This is a genomic window from Vibrio atlanticus (assembly GCF_024347315.1).
Classification (GTDB): Bacteria; Pseudomonadota; Gammaproteobacteria; order Enterobacterales; family Vibrionaceae; genus Vibrio; species Vibrio atlanticus.
This window is the reverse complement of record NZ_AP025460.1, coordinates 2,660,880-2,684,438: the sequence shown is the minus strand read 5'-3', so window position 1 is coordinate 2,684,438 and position 23,559 is coordinate 2,660,880. Positions and strand designations below refer to the sequence as shown.

Genomic DNA, 23,559 nt, shown 5'->3' with positions numbered 1-23,559 from the left:
AGCAAACATTGAGGGATATGGTATGTGATAAGTATTTGAAAAAATGAAATAAATTAAATCTAGGGCAGTCTTAGTCCCAAACAAGTTGGTTGTTACCGCGCTGTTTGGCTTTGTTAAGTGTTTTATTGAGTCGTTCTAATACTTCTTCAGGTGTGTCTGACTCTTTAAACGGAGTACTTGCTGCGCACAAGGTAATTGTGATTTGTTGGTCACGGAATTTGAAAGGTAAGCGGCTGACTTGATTCTGGATGCTTTGAGTCACTTGATGGCAATATTCATCGCTTTGCTCGGGGAGTAGCAAGATGAACTCTTCACCAGAAAAGCGAGCGACAGTATCGGTAGTACCAATTTCTTTGGTGATGGCTCTTGCGATGATCTTGAGTGCTTTGTCACCAGCGGTATAGCCAAAGCTATCGTTAATTGCTTTGAAGTTATCGATATCTAGCAGCACGACTCTTAGTGAGTGTTGTGCGCGAATCCAGCGACGATATTCTAACTCTAAACGATCGGTGAAGGCGGTACGGTTGTAGATCTTAGTCAGAGGGTCAAGCAGCATACGCTGAGCCTGATCTTCTAGACGCTTGCGGTAATCTTGGGTGACTTCATAGAGCGAATCTAATTGGTTTTTTCCGTAGCTCATTCTTTCTATTAGAGCTTGTTCTTTCTGTTCTGCGTGATTCAGTCTTTCTGAAAGAGAGGCAATTTCACTGAGCAGCGGGTTTATCGAAAGTTTTAAGTTATCAATATCCGTTGCTTTATCAACAGAGCTTTGGCTCTTAATAACAAGTTCATTCAACTCAGAATTAAGACCTTGGCGATGTTCAAAATAGCTTTGGCTCTGGTCGGAGTTTTGATCTGCTGTTTTGATACTAGAAGCGAGCGAGGAATTGAGTTGTTCGATAAATTGTTCAGACTGCTTACGCTCTAGGCTCGTGCCATCAATCACCAGTTTGAGGATCTGAAGTGCTAGCTCAAGTAGGTTTTGTGTTGAAACACCAAGTAGTAGCTTCGCTCTAATATCGGTCAGTAGATCCCCCGATTCACCCTCGAAGTCGAGTTCAGTGATCAGGTGTTGTAATTCGTTTGATAGTTCGGAAAGGAGTTCTTGTTCAGTTGACTGATCTACGTCGGCAAAATGAGTGCGTGAGTTGTTTGCCATAATCTTAATGGCACGCTCATAAATGCTGAGAAGCTTCATGGCATGGTCGACTTTTTGACTGCCATGACACTCGGAGAAGCTAAGTAAGTTTCTTAGATCGCGCTTTAGCTGTGCCGGAAGGCCAGTTATACGCTGCAGCGTTTCCCCACTGTGCTTAATACTATCATCCAGATATCCGTTCTGTTTATCCATAGCCAACGTTTTTTGCTTGAGCATCCTTTCTAATACTGCCAACTTGGGGATCATTGAGCTAATGTCTTTTTGCTTTTCGAGCTCTTCCCTAAGGGCAATGAGGTTTTCATCTAAATGAGTGTTGCTGCCAACACATGCACCACTTAAAGACGTAACGATACGCTTGAGAACTTTTTGTTCTCGAATAAATTTGAACGAGGTATCTCTTTGCGTCAAGCGGACTTGATCCAACTGATATTTCAGCTGGTGGAGTTGCGCCTGAATGTCTTTTTCAAGAATGCCCATAGGTGTATTAATTAGCGCCGCGTAGATCGTACTCGATCGTATAGATGAAATTCCGTGACCTTGATAATAACAAAACTAAAAATAAGGTCACGACCTACGACGTTTAACCGCTCGCAAATCAGTCATCTTTTAGCATTTTTTTGATATTGTCCTCATTCTGGTGTGAGGATTGTATCTTTATTAACCCTTGATTAATCGCATGTTTACAAGCCTCTCTTATGTTACCCGTTGCAAGGCTCGCTGCGGGGGCATTGTCGATGGCTTTAAGGTAAACCCATTGGCTACTGCGTTCTTTGAGGCTGATTTCACGTGCCAGGTTGGTCGACATTAATAGTACATCGAGCAGCTCTTGGTCGTTAATCGCGGTATAAGCGCGTGGCAAGAACGGGTAGTCAGCGATGCCCATGCGGACGGTTCGATTAATGTTTCGCTCTGGTTCGAAGTGATTAATCCAAGATTGAATCTTTCTGAACATAGCCTCAGGCGATGTATCACGGTCAGCATTTGGTTCGATGTAAAGCAAGTTCGCATCCGAGAAGTGGTAGACGCGCGCAGGACCTTCGAGCTTAGATTTAAGGAACTCGCCGAAAGCATCTTCGAGCTCTAAACCTGCTTTATAACCGTTCTGAGTGTACATATTGCGTAGGAACGGCAAATCTATCATCACAAAGCGTAAACGGTCGTTGAGTGGTTCATGAATCAACTCACCAAGTTGCCATTGTTCGAAGTTTTGGCTGGTTTGTTCTAGAGAATTTGATAGCTTCGCGTTCAGCATTCTTAGATTTGGAAGCTTTGAGCGTGAGTGTGTAAATAGGTCGGTACGCAGTGAATCCATTTCCGTGACTAAGGTTTGAATGATGTAGCCTCGGCGTAGCACAAAGAAGAACAAAACAATGCTGAACAAAAATAAGGCGAACGATATTTTTTGGAACTTATGGTGCTCAAGTTTGTATTTCTCTAATTCTTGTTCTTGACCTGCATAGTGGAGCGTTTGCTCGGCAAACTCTTTTTGTTGGCGGAATGCGTCTTCACCAACACGGTTGAGTTTTTGTTGTTCCAAAGAGACAAGGATATTGTATTGTTTGAGATTTGCTAGCGCTTGTTGTGGACGCCCTGCTTGCTCATAACCTAAAGAGAGCAAGTGGTAGGAGTGTTGCGACAGGCGCATGTTTTCTACCTGACGCGAAATCTTGAGCGCACGTGTCGCATGCTTAATTACATCTTCGCTTTCTTGTAGGTGGTATGCCAAACCTGCGGATAAGAGTGCAGCGCGGCCTTCCAATTTAGGAATGTCGGAATACTCCAGCAGTTCAAGAGCTCGTGCTAGGTATTGCTCGGCTAGAGGGTAGTTATAAAGTCGTAAGTAAGTCGCAGATAAACTTAGACGAATGTCAATGACTTGGTGGATGTCTCGGTCTGTACTCTCATGATCAAGGACATTGAAAAAGTGCACGAGGGCAAGGTTATATTTGCCTTGATTGAAGTACACATCACCCATCTTTTTTAGTACTTGCGCTAATATGGGAGAGCTTTCAAAATTATCATAAAAGTCAGCAGCTTGAGACAGGTGCTCTAGAGCTTTATCTAATACTTGACGTTCAAAGAAAAGCTGTGCAAGTAGGCGGTTTACTTTAGCCAAGCGCGAACTCAGGTTACCTTCTACTGATTTCCAGTAGCCGTACAATAACTCAGATAGTGCATGGTTGTACTCTTTATGGGTAAGATAAAACTCGCCGACGGTGATGTGATAATCAATGACGACTTTTTCCGAGTGACGCTGTTCTAGGTAAGTTTTTGCTTCTTGATAGAGTTTTTCTGCTTCCCCTACGTTGTTGTTATAAGAAGAAATGTCGGCTTTCAACATGATTAAGCGATAGGTAATCCCTTCCGTCAGGCGTAAGGTCTTATTAACCGACTCTAAGCTTGTTTCTATTTTTTTTAGCTCTGATTCTGCTTGGGCAGATTTTCTGTCCGTAAGCCAAAGTAACCTAACTTTAAGTATTTCCAGATCTAACTTTAGATACTCAAGCTTATAGGTTTTTGCTAGCTCAGAGGCTTTGTCGATGTGCTGAATCGCAATACGAATGTTGCCTAGATTAAACTCTGCTTTCGCTAAGATCTTATACGCATCGATACTGCTGTTCGGGGTTCTAATCGAAGAGTCGGCCTCTTCACGAGAAATAGCTGACGGGCTCTTTTCGCGTTTATCTGAAAGGATACGTAGCGTTAGGTAGCTGTTGGCCATTCGTTTTGCTTGACTCGGTTCTATCTCAACCAAGTTATTGGCTTCATTGAGGAGCGCCGACGAATAGACCGACGCATTAACCGATGTACTTAAGCTTAAAATGAATAGACTAACAACGTATAACCAACGCATTTCAATGTCCCTTTAAAGATTTTGTAGGTTCAAATAAGTGTGGGCGGTTCACGCCGATTATTGGCGAGCCATACGCTTATTGTGGCTTGGTCTATCTTGCTCAGTTGAACGATATGGATTGATATCCAGACCGCCACGACGCGTGTAACGTGCAAATACGGTTAGCTTCGATGGTGCACAGTATTTCATGATGTCAGTGAAGATACGCTCAACACACTGTTCGTGGAATTCATTGTGCTCACGGAAAGAAACTAAATAGCGTAGCAGAGCTTCACGGTCAATTTGCTTACCGGAATATGCGATCTCTACGCTGCCCCAATCCGGTTGATTGGTGATTAAGCAGTTCGACTTCAATAAGTGACTATGTAGAGTTTCTTCTACTTCTTGCTCGCCAGCAGCGCCTTCAAGCAGTGACGCTTCAAAATCATAGCTGGTGATTTGGATGTCTTGATTGTCGATACAGTCACCTTCCATCGTCACGATAGGTTGGTTGGTGTAATCGGTTACTGAGTTTACATTCACAATCACAGACTCGCCTGCACATGCCGACAAATCTTGAGTTAGACGCTCAGTGACTTGATCCCAGTTTTCAAACTGAGTTTGGTTGTAGCTGTTTAGGTACAGCTTGAAAGATTTTGACTCAATCAAATTTTGGCTGGTTGCCGGAATGAACACTTCACCAACAGCCACTTGTGGTAAGCCATTGGTGTTTAGCCACGAAAGCTCGTACATCGTCCAAATATCATGACCAACAAAAGGCAGTTCGCCGTTTAACGCAAGATCATTACGATTAAGGCTACGAGGTACTGGTTGCAATAAACTTGCATCGTATTGGTTAGAGTACTCAGTTTTTTGGCCCAGGGTTAACCCCGCTAGCTCTTTTGCGTCAGAATATTTGCTCATACTTTCGTTTCAAATTCGATTAGAATGGGGTCGATTTTACTGAATCCCCATTACCCTGTCATTAAGTCATCGCTTAATCGGCACGGAAAGGTCCCCGATTCTATTTATTATTTTGTGTTTAGGAGATTTTCATGACTCAACGTGCTCAAGACGCACTACTTTCTTTTAGTCAGCGATACGTTGACGCGTGGCAGCAGCAACACCAAAGCTTACCTCGTAATGAGGAGTTGGTGGACATCGTATCGCCATGCGTAGAAGAAGAGAGTGGTGATGCCGTGTTGTGGAAACACTATCCACGTGAGCAATTCGCAGATTTCACCAATGTTGAAACTGGTATTGAGTTGACTCTGCATGAAGACGTCAAGACTTTCTACGGCGCACAATTTAGTGCGGATATGAACGCGACTTTTGATGGTAACGAACTGACTCTGTTACAGATTTGGAGTGATGAAGATTTCGAATGCCTACAAGAAAATATTTTGGGTCACTTGGTAACTCAGCGTCGTTTGAAGCTAAAACCAACGGTTTTCATTGCTGCGACTGATGCTGAACTGGATGTTATCTCTATCTGTAACCTAACGGGTAACGTGATCCTAGAGCGCTTAGGCACCAAAAATCGTGATGTACTAGCCGAGACATTGGCAGAATTTTTAGAAAAGCTACAACCAGCGGTATAAATAGATGTACGTACTAGAACTTCAATTTGAGTGTTTTGATAACACAACGGTAAGCGCTGTCGATAAGGCGGTTAATGGCTTAATGGATGCTCTTCGTTATAACGGACAAGTGTTAGGTCGTGAGTTTCCAATCGTGATGGGTGACGGTGAATTCTATGTTCGCGTTGTGTGTCCGGAGCAAGATAGCTTACACCCACGTAATCATTCAGACTTCGTCAAAGTCTGTTTCGAGCGCTTATCTGCGGCGAGTTTATTAGCGCCTAAGATGCGTCTGCTTGGCCGAGATCTTAACTCCGAAGAAGTAGCCGAAGATGAAACGCCGAGCTGGCAGGTGTTGTACACGACGTTCGTGCATACCTGTTCACCGCTGCGCAGTGGCGACAGCTTGTTGCCGATCCCACTATATCGTAACCCGCCGACATTTAATGGCGATCATAAAGCCGTACTGAAATGGCAAACCGAATGGCAAGCCTGTGATGAAGTGCAAATGGGTGGTGGTTGCCGTGCTGAACATGCAACGCTAACCGAGATCAGTGATACTAAGAGTGTGCTGTTTAAACGCGGTTGGGGTCTAAGAGGGCGCATTGAATTTCTGACTAAGATTCCAACTTACTACTACTTATATCGTGTCGGTGGGATCAGCCTGAAAGATGAAAAAGAGCGCAAATGCCCACAATGTGGTGGTGAATGGCTGTTAGATGCGCCGATCCACGATATTTTCTATTTCAAGTGTGATGATTGCCGTCTGGTATCCAACATTTCTTGGGATCACCTCAAGTAATCGACTTCGTTTGATTCACCCTGAGAAGCTTTACTTTTTAGCAAACTTTCATCATTAAAAAAGGGGCTGACATTGAGTCAGCCCCTTTCGGTATCTATAAGTGTCTATTTAAGCTGATTACCAACCTTTAACTACGCCACCTTGGAAGATGTCAGAAGCTGCGTTGTACACTTCTTCAGTTTGATATGCTTTAACGAAGTTTTGTACGTTTTCTGCATTTAGGTTGTCTTCACGAGAAACGATTAGGTTCACGTATGGAGAATCTTTGTCTTCAACGAATACGCCGTCTTTTTGTGGAGTCAGGTTGATAGAGCTCGCGTAAGTAGTGTTGATGATAGATAAAGTTACATCATCAAGAGAACGTGGCAGTTGAGCTGCGTCTAGTTCAACAATCGTTAGGTTCTTAGGGTTACCAACGATGTCACGAACGGTAGCTAGAAGACCTGCACCTTCACGAAGTTCAAGTAAACCTTGCTGCTCAAGAAGCAGTAGAGAACGACCTAGGTTTGTTGGATCGTTTGGTACAGCGATACGAGCACCATCTTGGATTTCATCTACCGATTTAATTTCTTTAGAGTAACCTGCAATAGGGTAAACAAAAGTGTTACCAGCGACCGTTAGCTTGTAACCACGGTCAGCCACTTGCTGATCTAGGTACGGCGTGTGTTGGAATGCATTGATGTCGATAGAACCATCATCTAGCGCTGCGTTAGGTGTTACATAATCCGTAAAAGTGACCAGTTCAACATCCAGGCCGTATTGCTCTTTCGCGACTTTAGCTGCTACTTCAGCAACTTGTGCTTCTGCACCTGCCATTACGCCAACTTTGATCTTAGAAGTATCGACTTCTTTATCACCACAACCTGCTAGTACTAGCGCTGAAGCTGCTGCTGCAATAGTAAGTAAACCTTTAAGGTTAAATTTCATAATAATCTCCTTTTAATAAATCTATTTAATTTGGTTCAGATGACTTTGATTTTGGTCTGTAAGTCGTTATCTGTGGTCAACGCGGCGAACTAATGAATCACCGATTGATTGAATAATTTGTACTAGCACAATCAACATGACGACTGTCACTGCCATAATGGTCACATCGTAGCGGTGAAATCCGTAACGAATCGCGACATCACCTAGGCCACCACCACCCACAGTTCCGGCCATTGCCGAGTAACTCACAAGAGTCACTAGCGTAATCGTCACTGAGTTGATGATAGTCGGCAGTGCTTCAGGAAGCAGAACCTTATTGATGATTTGTGTTGGTGTTGCGCCCATTGACTGAGCTGCTTCCACTAGACCTGTTGGTACTTCAAGTAGTGCACTCTCGATAAGTCGAGCTACGAATGGGATAGCACCAATCGTCAGCGGAACAATCGCTGCGGTTGTACCGATGAAGGTACCAATCAGCATCTTGGTGAGAGGGATGATCGCTACCATCAGTACTAAGAAAGGCACAGAACGGCCCACGTTCACAACCGCACCAAGAATTTTGTTTAGCTTGGTGTTCTCTAACAGACCACCTTTTTTAGTCGTGTGTAGAATCACGCCTAATGGGATACCGACAGCGAAACCAACGATGCCAGCAACAGCAACCATGTAAAGTGTCTCGCCTGTTGCTTCCAATAGAAGGTTGCCGTTAAGGCTGATCCAGTCAGCAATCTCGTTGAAACTAAAGGACATAACCAAGCACCTCTACTTTTACATTGTTGTCGCGTAGGAATTGGATAGCAGCATTATCATCGGCTTCGTTACCGAACAGCTCTGCGACCATCATGCCGAACTTCACGCCGCCGGCGTAATCGAGGTCAGAGCTTAAGATGCTGACATCGATATTGAATTTACGAGCAATTTGCGTCATCAGCGGAGCATCAACCGTTGCACCAGTAAACTCAAGACGTACTAATGGGTAGCTACTGTTAACACGAGTCTCTTGCAAACGCGCTTGATAATCTTCAGGGATAGATAGGTCTAGCGTTGAGCGAATAAACTGATGTGCTAGCTCTGTCTTAGGGTGTGCGAATATGTCGCCAACTGTGCCTTTCTCTACTAGCTCGCCACCACCAATGATCGCGACTTCGTGACAAATGCTCTTAACTACGTCCATCTCGTGCGTAATAAGTAGGATCGTGATGTGTAGCTTGCGGTTGATTTCACGTAGTAGCTCAAGAATAGATTGAGTCGTTGCTGGATCCAGAGCACTGGTCGCTTCATCACACAGTAGTACTTTCGGGTCTGAAGCTAGCGCACGAGCAATCGCGACACGCTGCTTTTGACCACCACTTAAGTTCGCAGGGTAGGTATCACGCTTATCAGATAGGCCGACAAGCTCAAGTAGTTCACTCACTTTCGCTTCAATCGCAGCTTTATCTTTACCAGCAAGCTCTAAAGGCAGTGCTACATTGTTAAATACAGTACGAGAAGACAGCAGATTGAAGTGTTGGAATATCATGCCGATGTTACGGCGTGCTTCGCTAAGTTCTGATTTGCTGAGTTTTGTCAGGTCGATACCGTCAACAATCACTTCACCTGATGTTGGAGCTTCCAACATGTTTACACAACGGATAAGGGTACTTTTGCCTGCACCTGAAGAGCCGATGACTCCAAAGATTTGACCTTGAGGTATGTGGAGGTTGATATCAATTAAGGCATTGATTTCTTTAGTGCCTTGATAAAAAACCTTATTGACTTGATTCACTTTAATCATAGAGAAACCCGTGCAGGTAGAACAGAATAATATATTGATGACTCACTCGATTTACAGATGATGCTATGGTGTTCTATGATCTAAGTCAATAGATATTTTTACGTCTAGACGGCTAAACGCGAGTTGCGAAGTTAAACTAGAAACAAATCGTTAACGAACGCAAAACTAAATAGATAGTGATGAAGCAAATAAAGCGTGTAATAATTAATGATTAATAGAGAGTTGATAGAGAACTGAATTTTGTCTAAACCTGCTGTTTTTTTAGATCGTGATGGTGTGATTAACGTTGATCACGGCTACGTACATGATGAACATGACTTTGAATACATCGATGGTGTGTTTGAAGCGGCGAAAGCGTTTAAAGATATGGGTTATTTATTGGTGTTAGTGACCAACCAATCTGGTATTGCTCGCGGCATGTTTAGTGAAGACCGTTTTCTTTCTCTAACGCAGTGGATGGATTGGAACTTTGTTGATAACGGCGTTGAGCTAGATGGTATTTATTACTGCCCGCACCACGCTGAGCACGGTGTTGGTGACTACAAACAAGATTGTGAATGTCGTAAACCAAAGCCAGGCATGTTCATTTCTGCGCGTGACTTTCTGAAGATTGATATGGCTAACTCGGTCATGATCGGCGATAAAGCTGAAGACATGATGGCTGCAGAAGCCGCTGGTGTTGGTACTAGAGTGTTGGTGAGAACCGGTAAGCCAATCACTGAAAAAGGTGAAGCGCTTGCAAGTGTCGTGCTTGACAGTATTAAAGATGTACCAGCATTCTTAAAAGGTTAAGACACTAAGTCTCTTTCACTTAGATATAAGTGTTATTCACTATATAAAGATGAGGAACGCAGTATGAAAGCATTGTTGATAGCATCTCTATGTACGGTAGCGTTATTCGGATGCTCTAAATCAGCAGCTCCTGAGACTGAGAGCGCAGTATCGGACGATCAATTCGTGACTTATCAATGTGAGTCTGACGCTTCATTTAAGGTCGCTTACCTTGTTGATGAAAAAGCGGTATTACGTTTACCCGATAATGAATATCGCCTCACTCAAATAGCGGCAGGCTCAGGAACGAAGTACATCTTAGATGATGGAACCTCTGAACTGATCAATAGCGTAACTTTACGAACTAAAGGTGACAATGCACGTCTAGAACTTGGTCGTGTTATCTATAAAAACTGCCGAAAGTAGGTCATAGTGAACGACTAGGATTTACAAACAGTTAAGTGAGGGAGTTCGCTCTCACTTTTTCTTTCTCTTCCCTTTAACGTCAGACTTTTTATGAGCAAAAAACTCACTATTCTCGATATTGCTAAGCTGTCCGGTGTTGGTAAGTCTACCGTATCTCGCGTTCTGACCAATGATCCCAAAGTAAAACCTGAAACCCGTGAAAGGGTGGAAAGAGTAATTCAAGAATCAGGGTACACGCCTTCGAAGTCTGCGCAGTCGATGCGTGGTGGCAGTCAAAAAGTCATCGGTGTCATCATTTCTCGTCTGGATTCTCCCTCTGAAAACAAAGCGGTTAGCACCATGCTGGCTGAATTGTATCGAGCAGATTACGATGTCGTGATCATGGAAAGTCAGCTAGACAGAAAAAAAGCCAACGAGCACCTTCAGGTTCTTAAGCGTCGTAATGTAGATGGCATTATTGTGTTTGGCTTTACTGACTGCGATATTCCTGCAATCGAAGCTTGGGAACACAAAGCGGTGGTGATTGCTCTGGATACCGAGAACGTGACGTCGATTAACTATGATAACCAACAGGTGATCAATAGTGCGTTGGCGCATCTGTCGGATCAAGGGATCTCTGACGTTGGTTTCATTGGCGTTGATCCTAGCGACAAATCAACCGGTGAACTGCGTCTTAAGGCCTATCTAGATTGGTGTGAAAGCGCTGGAGTGATTGCCAACTATCGTACTGGTCAACTTCATCATGAAAGCGCTTATCAGTTGGTGGATGAGGTGCTTGCTCCTGCGACTCAAGCGATTGTCTGTGCGAGTGATACACTGGCTCTTGGCGTAATCAAACGTCTGCAAGAGTTACAACGTGAAGATGTGGTGGTGACTGGCGTTGGTGGCAATGATCTTCTCTCTTTCTTGTTCCCTCGAGTATTTAGCATTGATCCTGGATATCAATCTGCGGGGAAATTAGCCGCTAATCTATTGATCTCTCAGCTTTTAGGCAATGCAGAGATCTCTCATCACACTCAATCTCCTATTCTATAATCCACTCAATCAAGCGAAATTGAACCGCTTAGATTAAAATTAGAGTGTGATCTCTTTCAATTAATGGGACTGTTCCCATTTCAATTTATTATTCATGAGGGCATTATAATATCCGCAATTGGGAATGTTCCCATTAATCTGAATCGAGTGGTTATCGCTGCATGGTTTAGATGAGTAATTGAATGAAACCAGGGTGGGGTAGTATGAGTAAGATAGCGAAGCAAGACGTTGCGCGTCTTATCGAGTTAGTCGGTGGCAAAGAGAATATTGCGAGTGTCAGCCATTGTCTGACTCGACTGCGTTTTGTATTGAATGATACGGAACAAGCGAACAAAGCAGAATTGGAGAAGCTTAAGCTGGTAAAAGGCTGCTTTACTAACGCAGGTCAATTTCAAGTGGTTATTGGCACCGAGGTTGATGAGGTGTACGCCCTTCTTATTGAGCAAACCGGTAAAGATGCATCATCAAAAGATGAGGCGAAACTAGCGGCTCGCCAGAACATGAACTTCCTTGAGCGTGGTATCTCCCATTTAGCCGAAATTTTCGTACCACTGCTACCTGCCATTATTACGGGTGGTTTGATTCTTGGTTTCCGTAATGTGATTGGCGACATTCGCATGTTCGACGGCAAAACCTTGGTTGAGGTAAGCCAATTCTGGGCTACCGTTCATTCTTTCTTGTGGTTGATTGGCGAAGCGATCTTCTTCTTCCTACCGGTTGGTGTGTGTTGGGCAACGGTTAAGAAACTCGGCGGAACCCCTATTTTGGGTATCACGCTCGGTGTGACCTTGGTTTCCCCACAATTGATGAACGCTTACATGATAGGTAAATCGGTACCTGAGGTGTGGGACTTTGGTTTGTTCGTGATTGAGAAAGTCGGTTATCAAGCTCAGGTGATCCCTGCGATGTTAGCGGGCGTGGCTCTGGCTTTCATTGAGACCAACCTTAAGCGCATTGTACCCTCTTATCTGTACCTAGTTGTCGTGCCATTTGTCTCGATCATCTTGTCTGTGATTCTGGCTCACGCCTTTATTGGCCCATTCGGTCGTATGTTGGGTGATGGTGTGGCATTCGCTGCCAAAGTGGCAATGACAGGTGACTTCGCGGTTCTTGGTTCAGTGGTCTTTGGCTTCCTATACGCACCTTTGGTTATTACGGGTATTCACCACACAACCAACGCTGTGGACTTACAACTGATGCAAGACTTAGGTGGCACACCAATCTGGCCTTTGATTGCGCTATCAAACATTGCACAAGCTTCAGCGGTTGTCGGCATCATCATTTTGAGTAAGCGCGAAGGCGAACGAGACATCTCGGTACCTGCGGCAATCTCTGCGTACTTAGGTGTGACGGAACCAGCGATGTACGGCATCAACCTTAAATACAAATTCCCAATGCTGAGCGCAATGATCGGCAGTGCCGCAGCGGCTGCAATCTGTGGTAGTGCAGGTGTGATGGCGAATGGTATCGGTGTTGGTGGCTTGCCGGGCATCTTATCGATTCAACCTCAATATTGGTCGATTTACTTAGTCGCGATGCTGGTGGCGATTGTACTACCGATAACGCTGACATTGTTCTTCTATAAACGAGCACAGATGAAAGGCGAGCTAGAAACCGCCAACGCGTAATGCATTTAACAAGCGATGATTCAATTGAGTCATCGCTTTTCTCTTAGTTATAGCTTTTTCTCTCAGTTATAACGGCTATTCGACCATGATTTGCATGGTGATTTTTATTTTATATTTTCTGGTAAGTGAGTGTTAGAGATGGCGATGACTGAACATGATGAAAGCTGGTGGAAAACCGCGACCATCTATCAAATCTACCCAAAGAGCTTCTGCGACAGTGGCAGTAAGGGTACTGGCGATATCAAAGGGATCATTTCGAAACTGGATTACCTCAAACATTTGAGTGTAGATGCGATTTGGCTAACCCCAGTCTACGCGTCACCCATGATCGACAATGGTTACGATATCTCAGACTACTACGCGATAAACCCTCAATTCGGTACCATGGAAGACTTCGACCTGTTATTGTCTGAAGCGCACCAACGTGGCATCCGCATCGTGATGGATATTGTAGTCAACCATACTTCAACAGATCATGCATGGTTTCAGTCTGCATTGGGTGACAAAAACAGCCCATACCGCGATTACTACATCTGGAAAGACCCTGTGAAAGGCCAAGCACCAACCAACTGGCAGTCGAAGTTCGGTGGTAATGCATGGGAGATAGATGAGGCGACTGGGCAATATTTCCTGCACTTATTTGCAAAAGAACAGGCCGACCTTAACTGGGAGAATCCGGTTGTACGTGAAGAAGTGAAAGATGTTATTAGCTTCTGGGCTGAGAAGGGTGTCGATGGTTTCCGTTTAGATGTAATCAACCTGATTTCAAAGCAGCAAGATTTCCCTAATGATGATATCGGTGATGGTCGCCGTTTCTATACCGATGGCCCACGAGTGCACGAATACCTGAAAGAAATCAGCGAAGCAGTATTCCAGAAATACGGTAGCGTGACGGTTGGTGAGATGTCTTCAACTACGTTGGAACATTGTCAGCAATACTCAAACGTTGATAACAGCGAGCTATCAATGGTGTTTAACTTCCACCACCTTAAGGTTGATTACACTAATGGTGAAAAGTGGACCAATGCGCCGTTTGATTTCTTACAGCTCAAATCGATCTTCAATCATTGGCAAACTGGCTTAAACGGAAAAGGGTGGGGCGCACTATTCTGGTGTAACCATGACCAACCACGAGTCGTGAGCCGCTTGGGCAACGATCAACAATATCGTGTTGAGTCGGCTAAAATGTTGGCTGCGTCTGTCCACATGATGCAAGGCACACCTTATATCTATCAAGGTGAAGAGATTGGCATGACCAACCCGGGTTACACCGAGATCAGCCAGTATCGTGATGTAGAGAGCACCAACATGTACGACATCATGGTGAACCGTGATGGTGTGGATCATCAAGATATGATGACGATCTTAGCGCAGAAATCTCGTGATAATTCTCGTACACCAATGCAATGGAATAGTGAGCCTTACGCTGGATTCTCACAAGCTCAACCATGGCTTGATGTGGCGAATAACTACACTGAAATCAACGCCGAGCAAGCGTTGGAAGATAAAGATTCTGTATTTTACTTCTATAAGGCTTTGATTGAGTTACGTAAACAAGTACCGGTGATTACTCATGGTCGCTATCAAGACCTTCTGCCTGAGCATCCATCCATTTTTGCGTATGTTCGTGAGAGTGAAGGACAAACTCTGTTGTGCATTAACAACTACTATGGTGAAGAGGCTGAATGCGTTTTACCTGAACGTTTTGAGATGGCGAAGGCTAAGAGCTTGTTGTCTAATTATCAAGTGAGCGAGAGTTTAGTGGCGTCTCATCATCAAGTTTTGCGACCTTACGAGACTCGTATTCTCTTGATTGAAGATTAACCTTGTTTCTATTTCTATAAGCCTAGTTCTATTCCCCTTAAGAATTAGGCCTCTACAAAGGCTTTGGAGTGCTTCCCAAAGCCTTTTTGTTTTACTGATGTATGGATTAATCGTGCCTCGAGTTTGCTTGCGAAAAACTTGCGTATCGAGTGCCAGTAACGACAGAGCAGGTAATGAACGCTAAGACGCGTAATTCACCGAGTAGCGAGTTGGTTTGTGGTTCATTGCCAATACGATGTTCAATACTGCGGTGCCTAATACAGATACGGCAATCACCCAAGGTGATACAAAGAAGAAGGATGCAAACAGAATACAAGCATCAATGCACATCTGAGTTTTTCCTACTGATATACCGTAGCGGTCTTGGATAAACAAACACAGTACGTTGAAGCCACCCAAGCTTGAGCGATGACGGAATAGGATTAGCATACCTAAGCCCATTAGTAAGCCACCAGCAACAGCACAGTAGATTTCGTTATGAACTTCTAGTGAGATAACTAGGTATAAATGATCGGCAAAAACAGACACTAAAGCGCCAGCAATTGCACTGCTAATGGCAAAGCTACGACCAAATCGTTTCCAAGCTAATAAATAGAATGGACAGTTGGCAACAAAGTACAAAATACCAAAGGTTACAGGTAAGAATTGACTCAAAAGCAGAGCCAAGCCAGTAGTACCACCGGTAAGCAGATTTGCTGACTGTAAAAAGAAGACGCCTAACGCCACTAAAAACGTGCCAGTAAGAATGGCTACCCAATCTTCTTTACGTGAGTGTTTTTCCATCGTTTTTATAATTACCTAACCAATAAAGGCGTGCATAGTAGAGAAAAACCTTAGCTTTCGGTAGCTTGAGGTGCAAAATTAAGGTAAACCTATGTAATCTGCGTTTTACAGGGTGTAAAGCGTAAAATTGACAGTAAGCGTCATCTTTGGTTGGATAAGCTCAATAACCATGATGAATCTTATTTGTGATTATGAAAAAACTGCATGATAAAATTGCAATTAGCTCTTTATGACCTAGATCAAATTATGTAGAATGCGTCACATCAAAACGGTGACGGAAACGTTTGCTTTCGGTCGTTGTGTGGTTTTTTTGAAACTTTCAGTACAATCTGAGTCAGGAGATACAGATGCTTAAGCGTGACATGAACATTGCTGATTACGATGCGGACCTATTCGCAGCTATCCAAGAAGAAACTCTTCGTCAGGAAGAGCACATCGAACTTATCGCTTCAGAAAACTACACAAGCCCACGTGTAATGGAAGCTCAAGGTTCTCAACTTACAAACAAATACGCTGAAGGCTACCCTGGTAAGCGTTACTACGGTGGTTGTGAGTTCGTAGATAAAGTTGAAACTCTAGCAATCGAACGTGCATGTGAACTGTTTGGCGCTCAATACGCGAACGTACAACCTCACTCAGGTTCTCAAGCAAACAACGCTGTATACATGGCACTACTGAATGCTGGCGATACTGTTCTAGGCATGAGCCTAGCACACGGTGGTCACCTAACTCACGGTTCTCCAGTAAACTTCTCTGGTAAGCTTTACAACATCATTCCTTACGGTATCGATGAAGCAGGCCAAATCGATTACGAAGAGATGGAAGCGCTAGCTATCGAGCACAAACCTAAGATGATCATCGGTGGTTTCTCAGCTTACTCTCAAGTTTGTGATTGGGCGCGCATGCGTGAAATTGCTGACAAAGTAGGTGCTTACTTCTTCGTAGATATGGCTCACGTTGCCGGTCTAATCGCTGCAGGCGTTTACCCGAACCCAGTTCCACACGCTCACGTTGTAACAACGACAACGCACAAAACGCTTGCTGGTCCTCGTGGTGGTCTTATCCTTTCTAACGAAGGCGAAGATCTTTACAAGAAACTAAACTCAGCAGTATTCCCAGGTGGCCAAGGTGGCCCTCTAATGCACGTTATCGCTGGTAAAGCAGTAGCGTTCAAAGAAGCTCTAGAACCAGAGTTCAAAGAATACCAAGCTCGCGTAGTTGCTAACGCAAAAGCAATGGTTGCTGAATTCTTAGCACGCGGTTACAACATCGTTTCAGGTTCTACAGAGAACCACCTGTTCCTAGTTGACCTAATCGACAAAGACATCACAGGTAAAGAAGCAGATGCAGCACTAGGTTCAGCTAACATCACAGTTAACAAGAACTCAGTACCAAACGATCCGCGTAGCCCGTTCGTTACTTCTGGTATCCGTATCGGTTCTCCTTCTATCACTCGTCGCGGTTTCTCAGAAGCAGACGCGAAAGAGCTAGCAGGTTGGATGTGTGACATCCTAGATAACATGGGTGATGAGTCTGTTATTGAAGCAACTAAAGCGAAAGTACTAAATATCTGTAAGCGTCTACCTGTTTACGCATAATTTTTCTGCGTAGTAATTTGAACTTCGTTGTCGAGCATGCTCACTTACATCCGTAAGCTCCGCGTGCTCTCCTAGAATTTCAAACGACTACTTTGAAATTGATTTAAAGGTCCCTGTTGGGGCCTTTTTTGTATCTGTAGGTATGAGAGTTAGGTTATCTGAGAATACAGAAAGGCAGGTACTAAAAAGGGCTAATGCTTTCACATCAACCCTTTACTGCTTTATCGCTTTCTTGTGTCGCTTCTACTTTTTAATGCTAAGTAGGGTGCCTGACTTACACTTGAAAGAGTAGTAGTGACGGCTTTCGTTGAATTTACCTAAGCCTTCTCCATCACAATAGTCGATGTTGATATCGCGCATAATTTCTAGCGTATCTTCACTGTTTAAGGCAAATTTAGAGCCGTCAGAGCAGACGATACGTACTCTTTCATCATGGCTTACAGAGTAGATATCGACTTCAGTATTACACAGCTCAAAAGAGGCTTCACGGAAGTTGTCTTGTTGAGTATTTGAAGCACAACCTGCGGTAAATACGGCTGCGATAACGGCTAAAAGTCCGAGTCTTTTCATTGTTAGTCCTTCGATATCATCGAATTTGGTGATGAGTTTTATATGCTGTTTGGAGTAGCCTATACAACAACACGCTTTGATTCAAGGCGCGTTAGCTGACTCTAGGATATAAAAGTATAGGCGCAAACAGATAATTTCTAATAAGTTTATTAGTTTTTAGCCTATTATGTACCCGCCAAAAAACAAAAAGACCAACACAGAGGCTGGTCTTTAAAATTTAAGTTTGTTCTAAATGACTATCGAAACTGTTTTGCTTCAGGAAGAAACTCAAAACCGGCAGACGCAAGTTTTGCGGTCAATGCAGCTTTGTCGATTTCATAGAAGTTGACTACTCGATCTAAATCACCACCGAAGTCGTCACGCAGCTTCATGTTGACGATGCTCATCAACATCACAGGATCCATCTTTTCAAAGTTAGCGAGGTTCATATTAGTCCTCGAAATCTGAGATCAGTAGATTCGCTGCGGCAAATGCAGCACGATCTCTTGCTTCTTTAGGAAGAGATTCATCTGCAGCAAGGTCGTTCAATGTTTTTACCGCGCAGGTGATCGCTTTAGGGATATAGCCTTGGTCGCCACTGCCAATTTGAGAATACAGTTCACGCACCAAATCACAACAATCGTATACTTTCATTTTTATACCTAACCAAATGATAACTGATCTCAATATACACATAGAGATAAGCAAAAACAAAGTGGATCTGACTAAGTTCAGAGTTAGTTTGTTCTTGCTCAATATCTCATTCTGTTGATGCTCAATGTATCACTTTGCTAACTTGTTACTTAGCGTGATATTTGCGGCTTAGCGTGATATTTACTGATTCGCCTGATAATTACCGCTTAACTAGAGATCTGCTGTTCAAGTTGATGAGCGACCTCATCAGCTAAGTTGAGCTGCTTTGCTAACTCTTTGAGGTAAGCCTTCTCCATAAAGTTCTGCTCATCCGCTACAATCAAAGAGGCTAAGTAGATCTCACTCGCTTGTTGAGGTGACGTTGCTAATTGAGCAATTTCACTTGGATCGAGTGGTTTGTGCAGCTCTTCTGAGACCAATTTAGTCAGTTGATAATCGGCGCCCATATTTTCGACCGCTTGCTCGATCTTTGCCATCTCCTCTTCATCGACATGACCATCGGCTTTGGACGCAGCAATCATCGATCTTAGAATCAGCACACTATGGTTTGAGTCGTTCTCATCAAATTGAGCTTGTTCGGAATTCGGTGCTTGGCCTTGTTTCGACTGATAGTCGTTATAGACCTTGTAAGCGAGTGCGCCAAGTGCCGCTGCGCCACCAATACCAGCGGCTTTCTTCCCCATTTTCTTGGTTTTCTTAGAGCCCATTAACGCACCTAAGAGTCCGCCGCCCACTGCGCCAGCGCCGAAGGCTCCGAGCGTGCTTTTGTTGATATTCTTACCACTGCCGCCTTGAGTTAGGCCACTTAAACTTGAAGAGCCTTGGGAAAGCTTCTGAGTACCTTGTTTAACGAGATCTGACTTAAGTACTTGGTTAAGTAAGCTTTTGATATCCATCGATACCTCCAATGTAATCGTGTCTAAAGAGTTGATGAACCCAATATACGGATTTAAAGATGAACAGGGGATTAACTTACGTTATTTACTCTGGTGATAAATCGAAGGGAGTTTGAAGAGAAACGACAGGCACAAAAAAGGCCACCTAATGGTCTGTCTCTTGATCACAAGTCTGGTTAATCAAGAGACTTAGCGAGTTCATACCCTTCAAGGATGGTTTGTAACCTAAGCCATCCTTGCCATAACGTCTTTATAGAAGCGCGACCTGTTCGCTTGGTATTCTTCCAACCACCTAACCGAGCAATACCGTTGTAAGCCCATGATATATTAGGCGCTTCTTTCGGTAGTTTTTTGCTCTCCAACTTGAGCCACATTAACTTCCACGCTTTGCCTTTTAATACCTGCTCACAACTGGTCTTAGATAACTCGTCTGATTCATTCATAAACCTCAATTGGAGTAACCGAGTCGCGATAAAAGCCAAAACGACGCTGAGCCTTTCTAAGTTATCCTTACTTTGCATTCTCAGTTGCTCAACTTCAGTCCCTTCACTTTTCCAGACTTTATGAAAATCTTCTATTAGCCAGCGCCGCTCATAATAACTGACGATTTTGAGTGCCTCTTCCTTGCTCGTTATCGGCTCTGAAGTCAGTAAGTGCCATGCGAGCTTATTACCACTCTCTCCTTGTTCTATACATCCCACGTAGTAAAGCGGAATGTTATCGAACTCTTTCTTGTTAGCAGGAGACTTGAGTGTCACGGGGGCATATTTGATATCTAAATGAGCCTTGCGAGCTTTACGACCGCCTTTTTGCGGTATTTCGAGCACTTTCTCTCCGGCTGATAACAGGGTAGAGGCATAGCTATAAAGACGATTATCATGCTCTTCAATACAGCGGCTTTGCATTGAGCGAACGAGGAACCTTTGTTGTTGCTCTCGCTTGTAAGTGAGGTATTCAAATAGGTCGGCTTCTCTATCGCACACAGAAATGACATCCGAAATTTTATCGCCAAGTCGCTCAGCGACATGGCGAGAGGCTTGTTCCCACTTATAACTTTCTTTCTCTTTGTATGGTCGAGTCGCATGCTGGTGCCTTTGACCTCGCTTTTCTATATCACGAGTCCAGCGCTGTTGTTCAATTAAACCAATAACAGATTGAGTGTCGGGAGCAAAAAGTAAGGTTGAGTGTACGAACATGGCGCGATGTCGATTGCCTTGATTGGAGTGCCCGAGTTCATCTCGAATGCTGCGATGGGAGTAACTGAGAGAAGTGGTGTCTTCTAAGGCAAGAAGTGTCTGTTGCTCTAATGCTTCTTGTGCAGTGACATAAAAACCCGCCTCTGCGATATCTTCTGCTTTGATTTGCTCATTACGGATGAAGCGATAAGCCCCTTCCATTTCAGCAGGGGAGATAATGAGTTTCGAGACGGGTACGCCAGGTTGCTCGGCCAGTGAGGCTGCGAGAGCAACGAGTCTTTGAGTGCGTCTAGGGTCATTAAGGTGGGCTTGACCGAACTGTTTTTGTGCCCAAAGGGTTGGCTCTATATAGGTCATGATAATCATCCTTGTCATTGCTTAGATGATCAGATCATGAAACCTAAAAATAGTTCAAAAAAAAACCCCAAGCGTGGCTTAGGGATTTGTGTATAAGAGACAGACCTAATGGTAGCCTTTCAATGTATATCTAGCGAGTAATCGGATTACTAAGCTAGTTGAGCTGTAAGGTGCTCGATAACCGTGTCCATAGCGATTGCTTCTTTATCACCAGTACGACGGTTTTTGTATTCAAAGTTACCTTCGTCCATGCTGCGATCACCGATAACGATAGTGTGAGGGATACCCACTAGCTCGATATCTTTAAACATAACACCTGGGCGCTCTTTGCGGTCATCAAATAGTACTTCGATTCCCATAGCCGTTAATTCAGCGTAGAGCTTCTCAGCTGCTTCTTTAACGCGCTCAGATTTGTGCATGTTCATTGGTACGATAGCAACTTGGAATGGTGCTAGTGCGTCTGGCCAAGTGATACCGAACTTATCGTGGTTTTGCTCGATAGCAGATGCAACAACACGTGAAACACCGATACCGTAACACCCCATTTCTAGGATTACGCTCTTACCATCAGGACCAAGCACGTTACAGTTCATTGCTTTAGAGTAAGTATTACCTAGTTGGAAGATGTGACCAACTTCGATACCACGCTTAAGTTGGATAGTACCTTGACCACATGGGCTAAGGTCGCCTTCAACAACGTTACGTAGGTCTTCAACTTGAGCAAGCTCTACGTCACGCCCCCAGTTGATGCCGAAGTAGTGCTTACCATCTACGTTTGCGCCAGCGCCGAAGTCACTCATTACAGCAACAGAACGGTCAACGATGAATGGTAGCTCTAGACCAACAGGGCCAAGTGAACCAGGACCAGCACCAACAAGTGCACGGATTTCTTCTTCAGAAGCCATCTCTAGCGGAGAAGCAACCTGTGGAAGGTTCTCTGCTTTCACTTCGTTAAGCTCGTGGTCGCCACGGATGATTAGCGCGATGATATCAGCGTCTACTTCATCAGAAGCTTTAACGAATAGAGTCTTAACTGTCTTCTCGATTGCTAAACCGTGTTGCTCTACCAATTCTGCGATTGTTTTTGCGTTTGGCGTATCAACCAGTTCCATCTCTTGAGTTGGCGCTGCCGCTTCAGTCGTTGGAGCTAGTGCTTCTGCTTTCTCGATGTTCGCTGCGTAATCAGATTCTGAAGAGAATGCGATTAGGTCTTCGCCGCTTTCAGCAAGAACGTGGAACTCTTGAGAGCCGCTGCCACCGATTGCGCCAGAGTCTGCTAATACTGGACGGTACTCAAGGCCCATGCGGTCAAATGCTTTACAGTAAGCATCGTGCATCGCTTGGTAAGACTTTTCTAAGCCTTCTTTATCGATATCAAAGCTGTACGCATCCATCATAGAGAATTCACGAGCACGCATTACGCCAAAACGAGGGCGGCGTTCATCACGGAATTTAGTCTGGATTTGGTACAGGTTTAGAGGTAGCTGTTTGTAAGAGCTGATCTCGTTACGTACTAGGCTCGTTACCACTTCTTCTGCTGTTGGGCTAAGAACAAATGGACGAGAATGACGGTCTGTGAAACGAAGTAGCTCAGGACCCATCTTTTCAGAACGGCCAGTCTCTTCCCAAAGCTCAAACGGTTGAACTACGGGCATCAAGATTTCAACGGCACCTGCATTATCGATCTCTTGGCGAACGATATTTTCGACTTTACGCAGTACACGTAGACCAGTAGGTAGCCAAGTATATAAACCTGAAGCTAGCTTACGGATCATACCTGCACGTAGCATCAGCTGGTGGCTGATAACTTCTGCGTCGTTTGGAGTCTCTTTCAGAGTAGAAAGAAGGTAGTTACTGGTACGCATTCTATGGTATCCGTTTCATCATTGATAAAAGAAAACTTGCTGTCGTTCGTAACCACAGCAAATCTGATATAGCCGCATATAATATCAGCCTATTTGGGATCTCAAAAGCGTTCAATGTCAGTTACATTGATGAAAAGCGTTTCAACCACGAATTTCACGTTAAGATCGAACAAATTTACCGCATATTCCTTGTTGTCAGGTTTCCCTTTCTTATAGGCAGGGCGAGGATCTTGGCCTAATACTTCTTTGATCACCTGAATGATATGGCGTGCTTGTGGGTGGCTTGCGAGCTTACTTTGCGCTTGTTGCGAGAAGTTAACGTCGAGCACTGCTGGTTCATCGGCGGCAAACCCCCCTAGTGCATCGGGAATTGAATCCGAGTAGGGGATATAAGGTTTGATGTCGATGATCGGTGTGCCGTCAACGAGATCAACACTGCCCAAGTCCAACCAAGTTTGTCCCTTTTCTTGAGATACCCCTTTGAGTTCAACTGCAGACATGCCTATTCCATTCGGTCTGAATGTGGCACGAGACGCGAATACACCAATACGTTCGTTCCCGCCAAGGCGAGGTGGCCTCACGGTTGGTTTCCATCCTGCTTCAAGGTTCTTATCGAACAAAAACAACAACCACACATGGCTAAATTGTTCAATATCACGAACAGACTCAAGGCAGTTCGCTGCTTCAACTAGCCTTACTCTTGAGGTAGAAGTGGGTACTAACCTAGGCTGTCTTGGCACAGCGAACTTCTCTTTATAAGGAGACTCAATAAAGCCAACAGGTTCAATGGTGTACATAGCAAGGTGTTCTCTGGTTTCAGTTAAGACGGAAAAATATCATAAAATCACTTGTTTTTCTTTTGATAATAATTATCATTTGATATGTTATAACATATCAAATTA

General features: G+C 44.1%; 22 protein-coding genes. 8 read left to right on the top strand and 14 right to left on the bottom strand.

Translation table 11 applies throughout. The features are described 5' to 3' along the window. Positions 1-70: 70 nt before the first annotated feature. The 3 genes from OCV30_RS11940 to queF form a co-directional block, all read right to left on the bottom strand. Positions 71-1,636: a sensor domain-containing diguanylate cyclase gene (locus OCV30_RS11940; RefSeq protein ID WP_065680087.1), complete on the bottom strand. Its 1,566-nt coding sequence runs from the start codon at positions 1,634-1,636 to the stop codon at positions 71-73. A 118-nt stretch (positions 1,637-1,754) separates the two neighbouring features. Beyond that, positions 1,755-4,013 (bottom strand): tetratricopeptide repeat protein, encoded by a 2,259-nt coding sequence (locus tag OCV30_RS11935; protein ID WP_065680088.1) that lies wholly within the window; start codon positions 4,011-4,013, stop codon positions 1,755-1,757. A gap of 57 nt (positions 4,014-4,070) precedes the next feature. Continuing rightward, a complete protein-coding gene (queF, locus tag OCV30_RS11930) occupies positions 4,071-4,916 on the bottom strand; it encodes an NADPH-dependent 7-cyano-7-deazaguanine reductase QueF (protein WP_009847454.1) in 846 nt (281 codons plus the stop codon). A 131-nt stretch (positions 4,917-5,047) separates the two neighbouring features. Here queF and syd point away from each other — a divergent pair, with 131 nt between their 5' ends. After that, entirely contained in the window at positions 5,048-5,593 is a 546-nt protein-coding gene (gene syd, locus OCV30_RS11925; RefSeq protein WP_065680089.1) for a SecY-interacting protein, read from the top strand. A 4-nt stretch (positions 5,594-5,597) separates the two neighbouring features. Continuing rightward, a complete protein-coding gene (locus OCV30_RS11920) occupies positions 5,598-6,374 on the top strand; it encodes a Zn-ribbon-containing protein (protein ID WP_012604630.1) in 777 nt (258 codons plus the stop codon). A gap of 117 nt (positions 6,375-6,491) precedes the next feature. Here the strand turns inward: OCV30_RS11920 and OCV30_RS11915 are convergent, their stop codons facing one another. The 3 genes from OCV30_RS11915 to metN all read right to left on the bottom strand — a co-directional run bounded on the left by OCV30_RS11915 (position 6,492) and on the right by metN (position 9,075). After that, the gene (locus tag OCV30_RS11915) at positions 6,492-7,301 is read right to left on the bottom strand and encodes a MetQ/NlpA family lipoprotein (RefSeq protein WP_065680090.1); all 810 of its coding nucleotides are present in this window, start codon (positions 7,299-7,301) and stop codon (positions 6,492-6,494) included. Positions 7,302-7,367: 66 nt separating this feature from the next. Next, positions 7,368-8,051 (bottom strand): methionine ABC transporter permease, encoded by a 684-nt coding sequence (locus OCV30_RS11910; protein ID WP_009847449.1) that lies wholly within the window; start codon positions 8,049-8,051, stop codon positions 7,368-7,370. Then, positions 8,041-9,075 (bottom strand): methionine ABC transporter ATP-binding protein MetN, encoded by a 1,035-nt coding sequence (metN, locus tag OCV30_RS11905; RefSeq protein ID WP_012604625.1) that lies wholly within the window; start codon positions 9,073-9,075, stop codon positions 8,041-8,043. The genes OCV30_RS11910 and metN overlap by 11 nt, the downstream gene beginning before the upstream one ends. A 240-nt stretch (positions 9,076-9,315) precedes the next feature. On the opposite strand from metN, the gene gmhB reads away from it, so the two are divergent. The 5 genes from gmhB (at position 9,316) to treC (ending at position 14,759) form a co-directional block, all read left to right on the top strand. After that, positions 9,316-9,867 (top strand): D-glycero-beta-D-manno-heptose 1,7-bisphosphate 7-phosphatase, encoded by a 552-nt coding sequence (gmhB, locus tag OCV30_RS11900; RefSeq protein ID WP_065680091.1) that lies wholly within the window; start codon positions 9,316-9,318, stop codon positions 9,865-9,867. 63 nt (positions 9,868-9,930) lie between these two features. Continuing rightward, complete coding sequence (locus OCV30_RS11895) at positions 9,931-10,272, top strand: MliC family protein (protein WP_065680092.1); 342 nt, start codon at positions 9,931-9,933, stop codon at positions 10,270-10,272. A 90-nt stretch (positions 10,273-10,362) separates the two neighbouring features. Continuing rightward, positions 10,363-11,307 carry a trehalose operon repressor TreR gene (gene treR / locus OCV30_RS11890; protein ID WP_065680093.1) on the top strand — a complete coding sequence of 315 codons (945 nt, stop codon included), beginning with the start codon at positions 10,363-10,365 and terminating at the stop codon, positions 11,305-11,307. A gap of 203 nt (positions 11,308-11,510) precedes the next feature. After that, positions 11,511-12,935 carry a PTS trehalose transporter subunit IIBC gene (gene treB / locus OCV30_RS11885; RefSeq protein WP_065680094.1) on the top strand — a complete coding sequence of 475 codons (1,425 nt, stop codon included), beginning with the start codon at positions 11,511-11,513 and terminating at the stop codon, positions 12,933-12,935. Positions 12,936-13,073: 138 nt separating this feature from the next. Beyond that, positions 13,074-14,759 (top strand): alpha,alpha-phosphotrehalase, encoded by a 1,686-nt coding sequence (gene treC / locus OCV30_RS11880; RefSeq protein ID WP_065680095.1) that lies wholly within the window; start codon positions 13,074-13,076, stop codon positions 14,757-14,759. A gap of 180 nt (positions 14,760-14,939) precedes the next feature. On the opposite strand, the gene OCV30_RS11875 is transcribed toward treC, so the two are convergent. Continuing rightward, positions 14,940-15,542: a YitT family protein gene (locus tag OCV30_RS11875; RefSeq protein ID WP_017096802.1), complete on the bottom strand. Its 603-nt coding sequence runs from the start codon at positions 15,540-15,542 to the stop codon at positions 14,940-14,942. A 347-nt stretch (positions 15,543-15,889) separates the two neighbouring features. Here OCV30_RS11875 and glyA point away from each other — a divergent pair, with 347 nt between their 5' ends. Continuing rightward, complete coding sequence (gene glyA / locus OCV30_RS11870; protein WP_009847439.1) at positions 15,890-17,140, top strand: serine hydroxymethyltransferase; 1,251 nt, start codon at positions 15,890-15,892, stop codon at positions 17,138-17,140. A gap of 243 nt (positions 17,141-17,383) precedes the next feature. Here glyA and OCV30_RS11865 read toward each other — a convergent pair whose 3' ends face one another. From OCV30_RS11865 to tsaA, 7 genes are all read right to left on the bottom strand, one after another. Then, entirely contained in the window at positions 17,384-17,710 is a 327-nt protein-coding gene (locus OCV30_RS11865; protein ID WP_009847438.1) for a hypothetical protein, read from the bottom strand. A 236-nt stretch (positions 17,711-17,946) separates the two neighbouring features. Continuing rightward, on the bottom strand, positions 17,947-18,138 hold the full coding sequence (locus OCV30_RS11860; RefSeq protein ID WP_009847437.1) for a DUF4250 domain-containing protein: 192 nt from the start codon (positions 18,136-18,138) through the stop codon (positions 17,947-17,949). Between the two features lies 1 nt (position 18,139). Then, on the bottom strand, positions 18,140-18,343 hold the full coding sequence (locus OCV30_RS11855; protein ID WP_009847436.1) for a YaeP family protein: 204 nt from the start codon (positions 18,341-18,343) through the stop codon (positions 18,140-18,142). Positions 18,344-18,549: 206 nt separating this feature from the next. Beyond that, on the bottom strand, positions 18,550-19,239 hold the full coding sequence (locus OCV30_RS11850) for a tellurite resistance TerB family protein (RefSeq protein ID WP_065680096.1): 690 nt from the start codon (positions 19,237-19,239) through the stop codon (positions 18,550-18,552). A gap of 176 nt (positions 19,240-19,415) precedes the next feature. Continuing rightward, a complete protein-coding gene (locus tag OCV30_RS11845) occupies positions 19,416-20,792 on the bottom strand; it encodes an IS4 family transposase (protein WP_261879028.1) in 1,377 nt (458 codons plus the stop codon). Positions 20,793-20,941: 149 nt separating this feature from the next. Continuing rightward, positions 20,942-22,657, bottom strand: a complete 1,716-nt coding sequence (locus tag OCV30_RS11840; protein ID WP_065679084.1) for a proline--tRNA ligase — start codon at positions 22,655-22,657, stop codon at positions 20,942-20,944. Positions 22,658-22,758: 101 nt separating this feature from the next. After that, the gene (tsaA, locus tag OCV30_RS11835) at positions 22,759-23,454 is read right to left on the bottom strand and encodes a tRNA (N6-threonylcarbamoyladenosine(37)-N6)-methyltransferase TrmO (protein WP_065679083.1); all 696 of its coding nucleotides are present in this window, start codon (positions 23,452-23,454) and stop codon (positions 22,759-22,761) included. Positions 23,455-23,559: the final 105 nt, after the last annotated feature.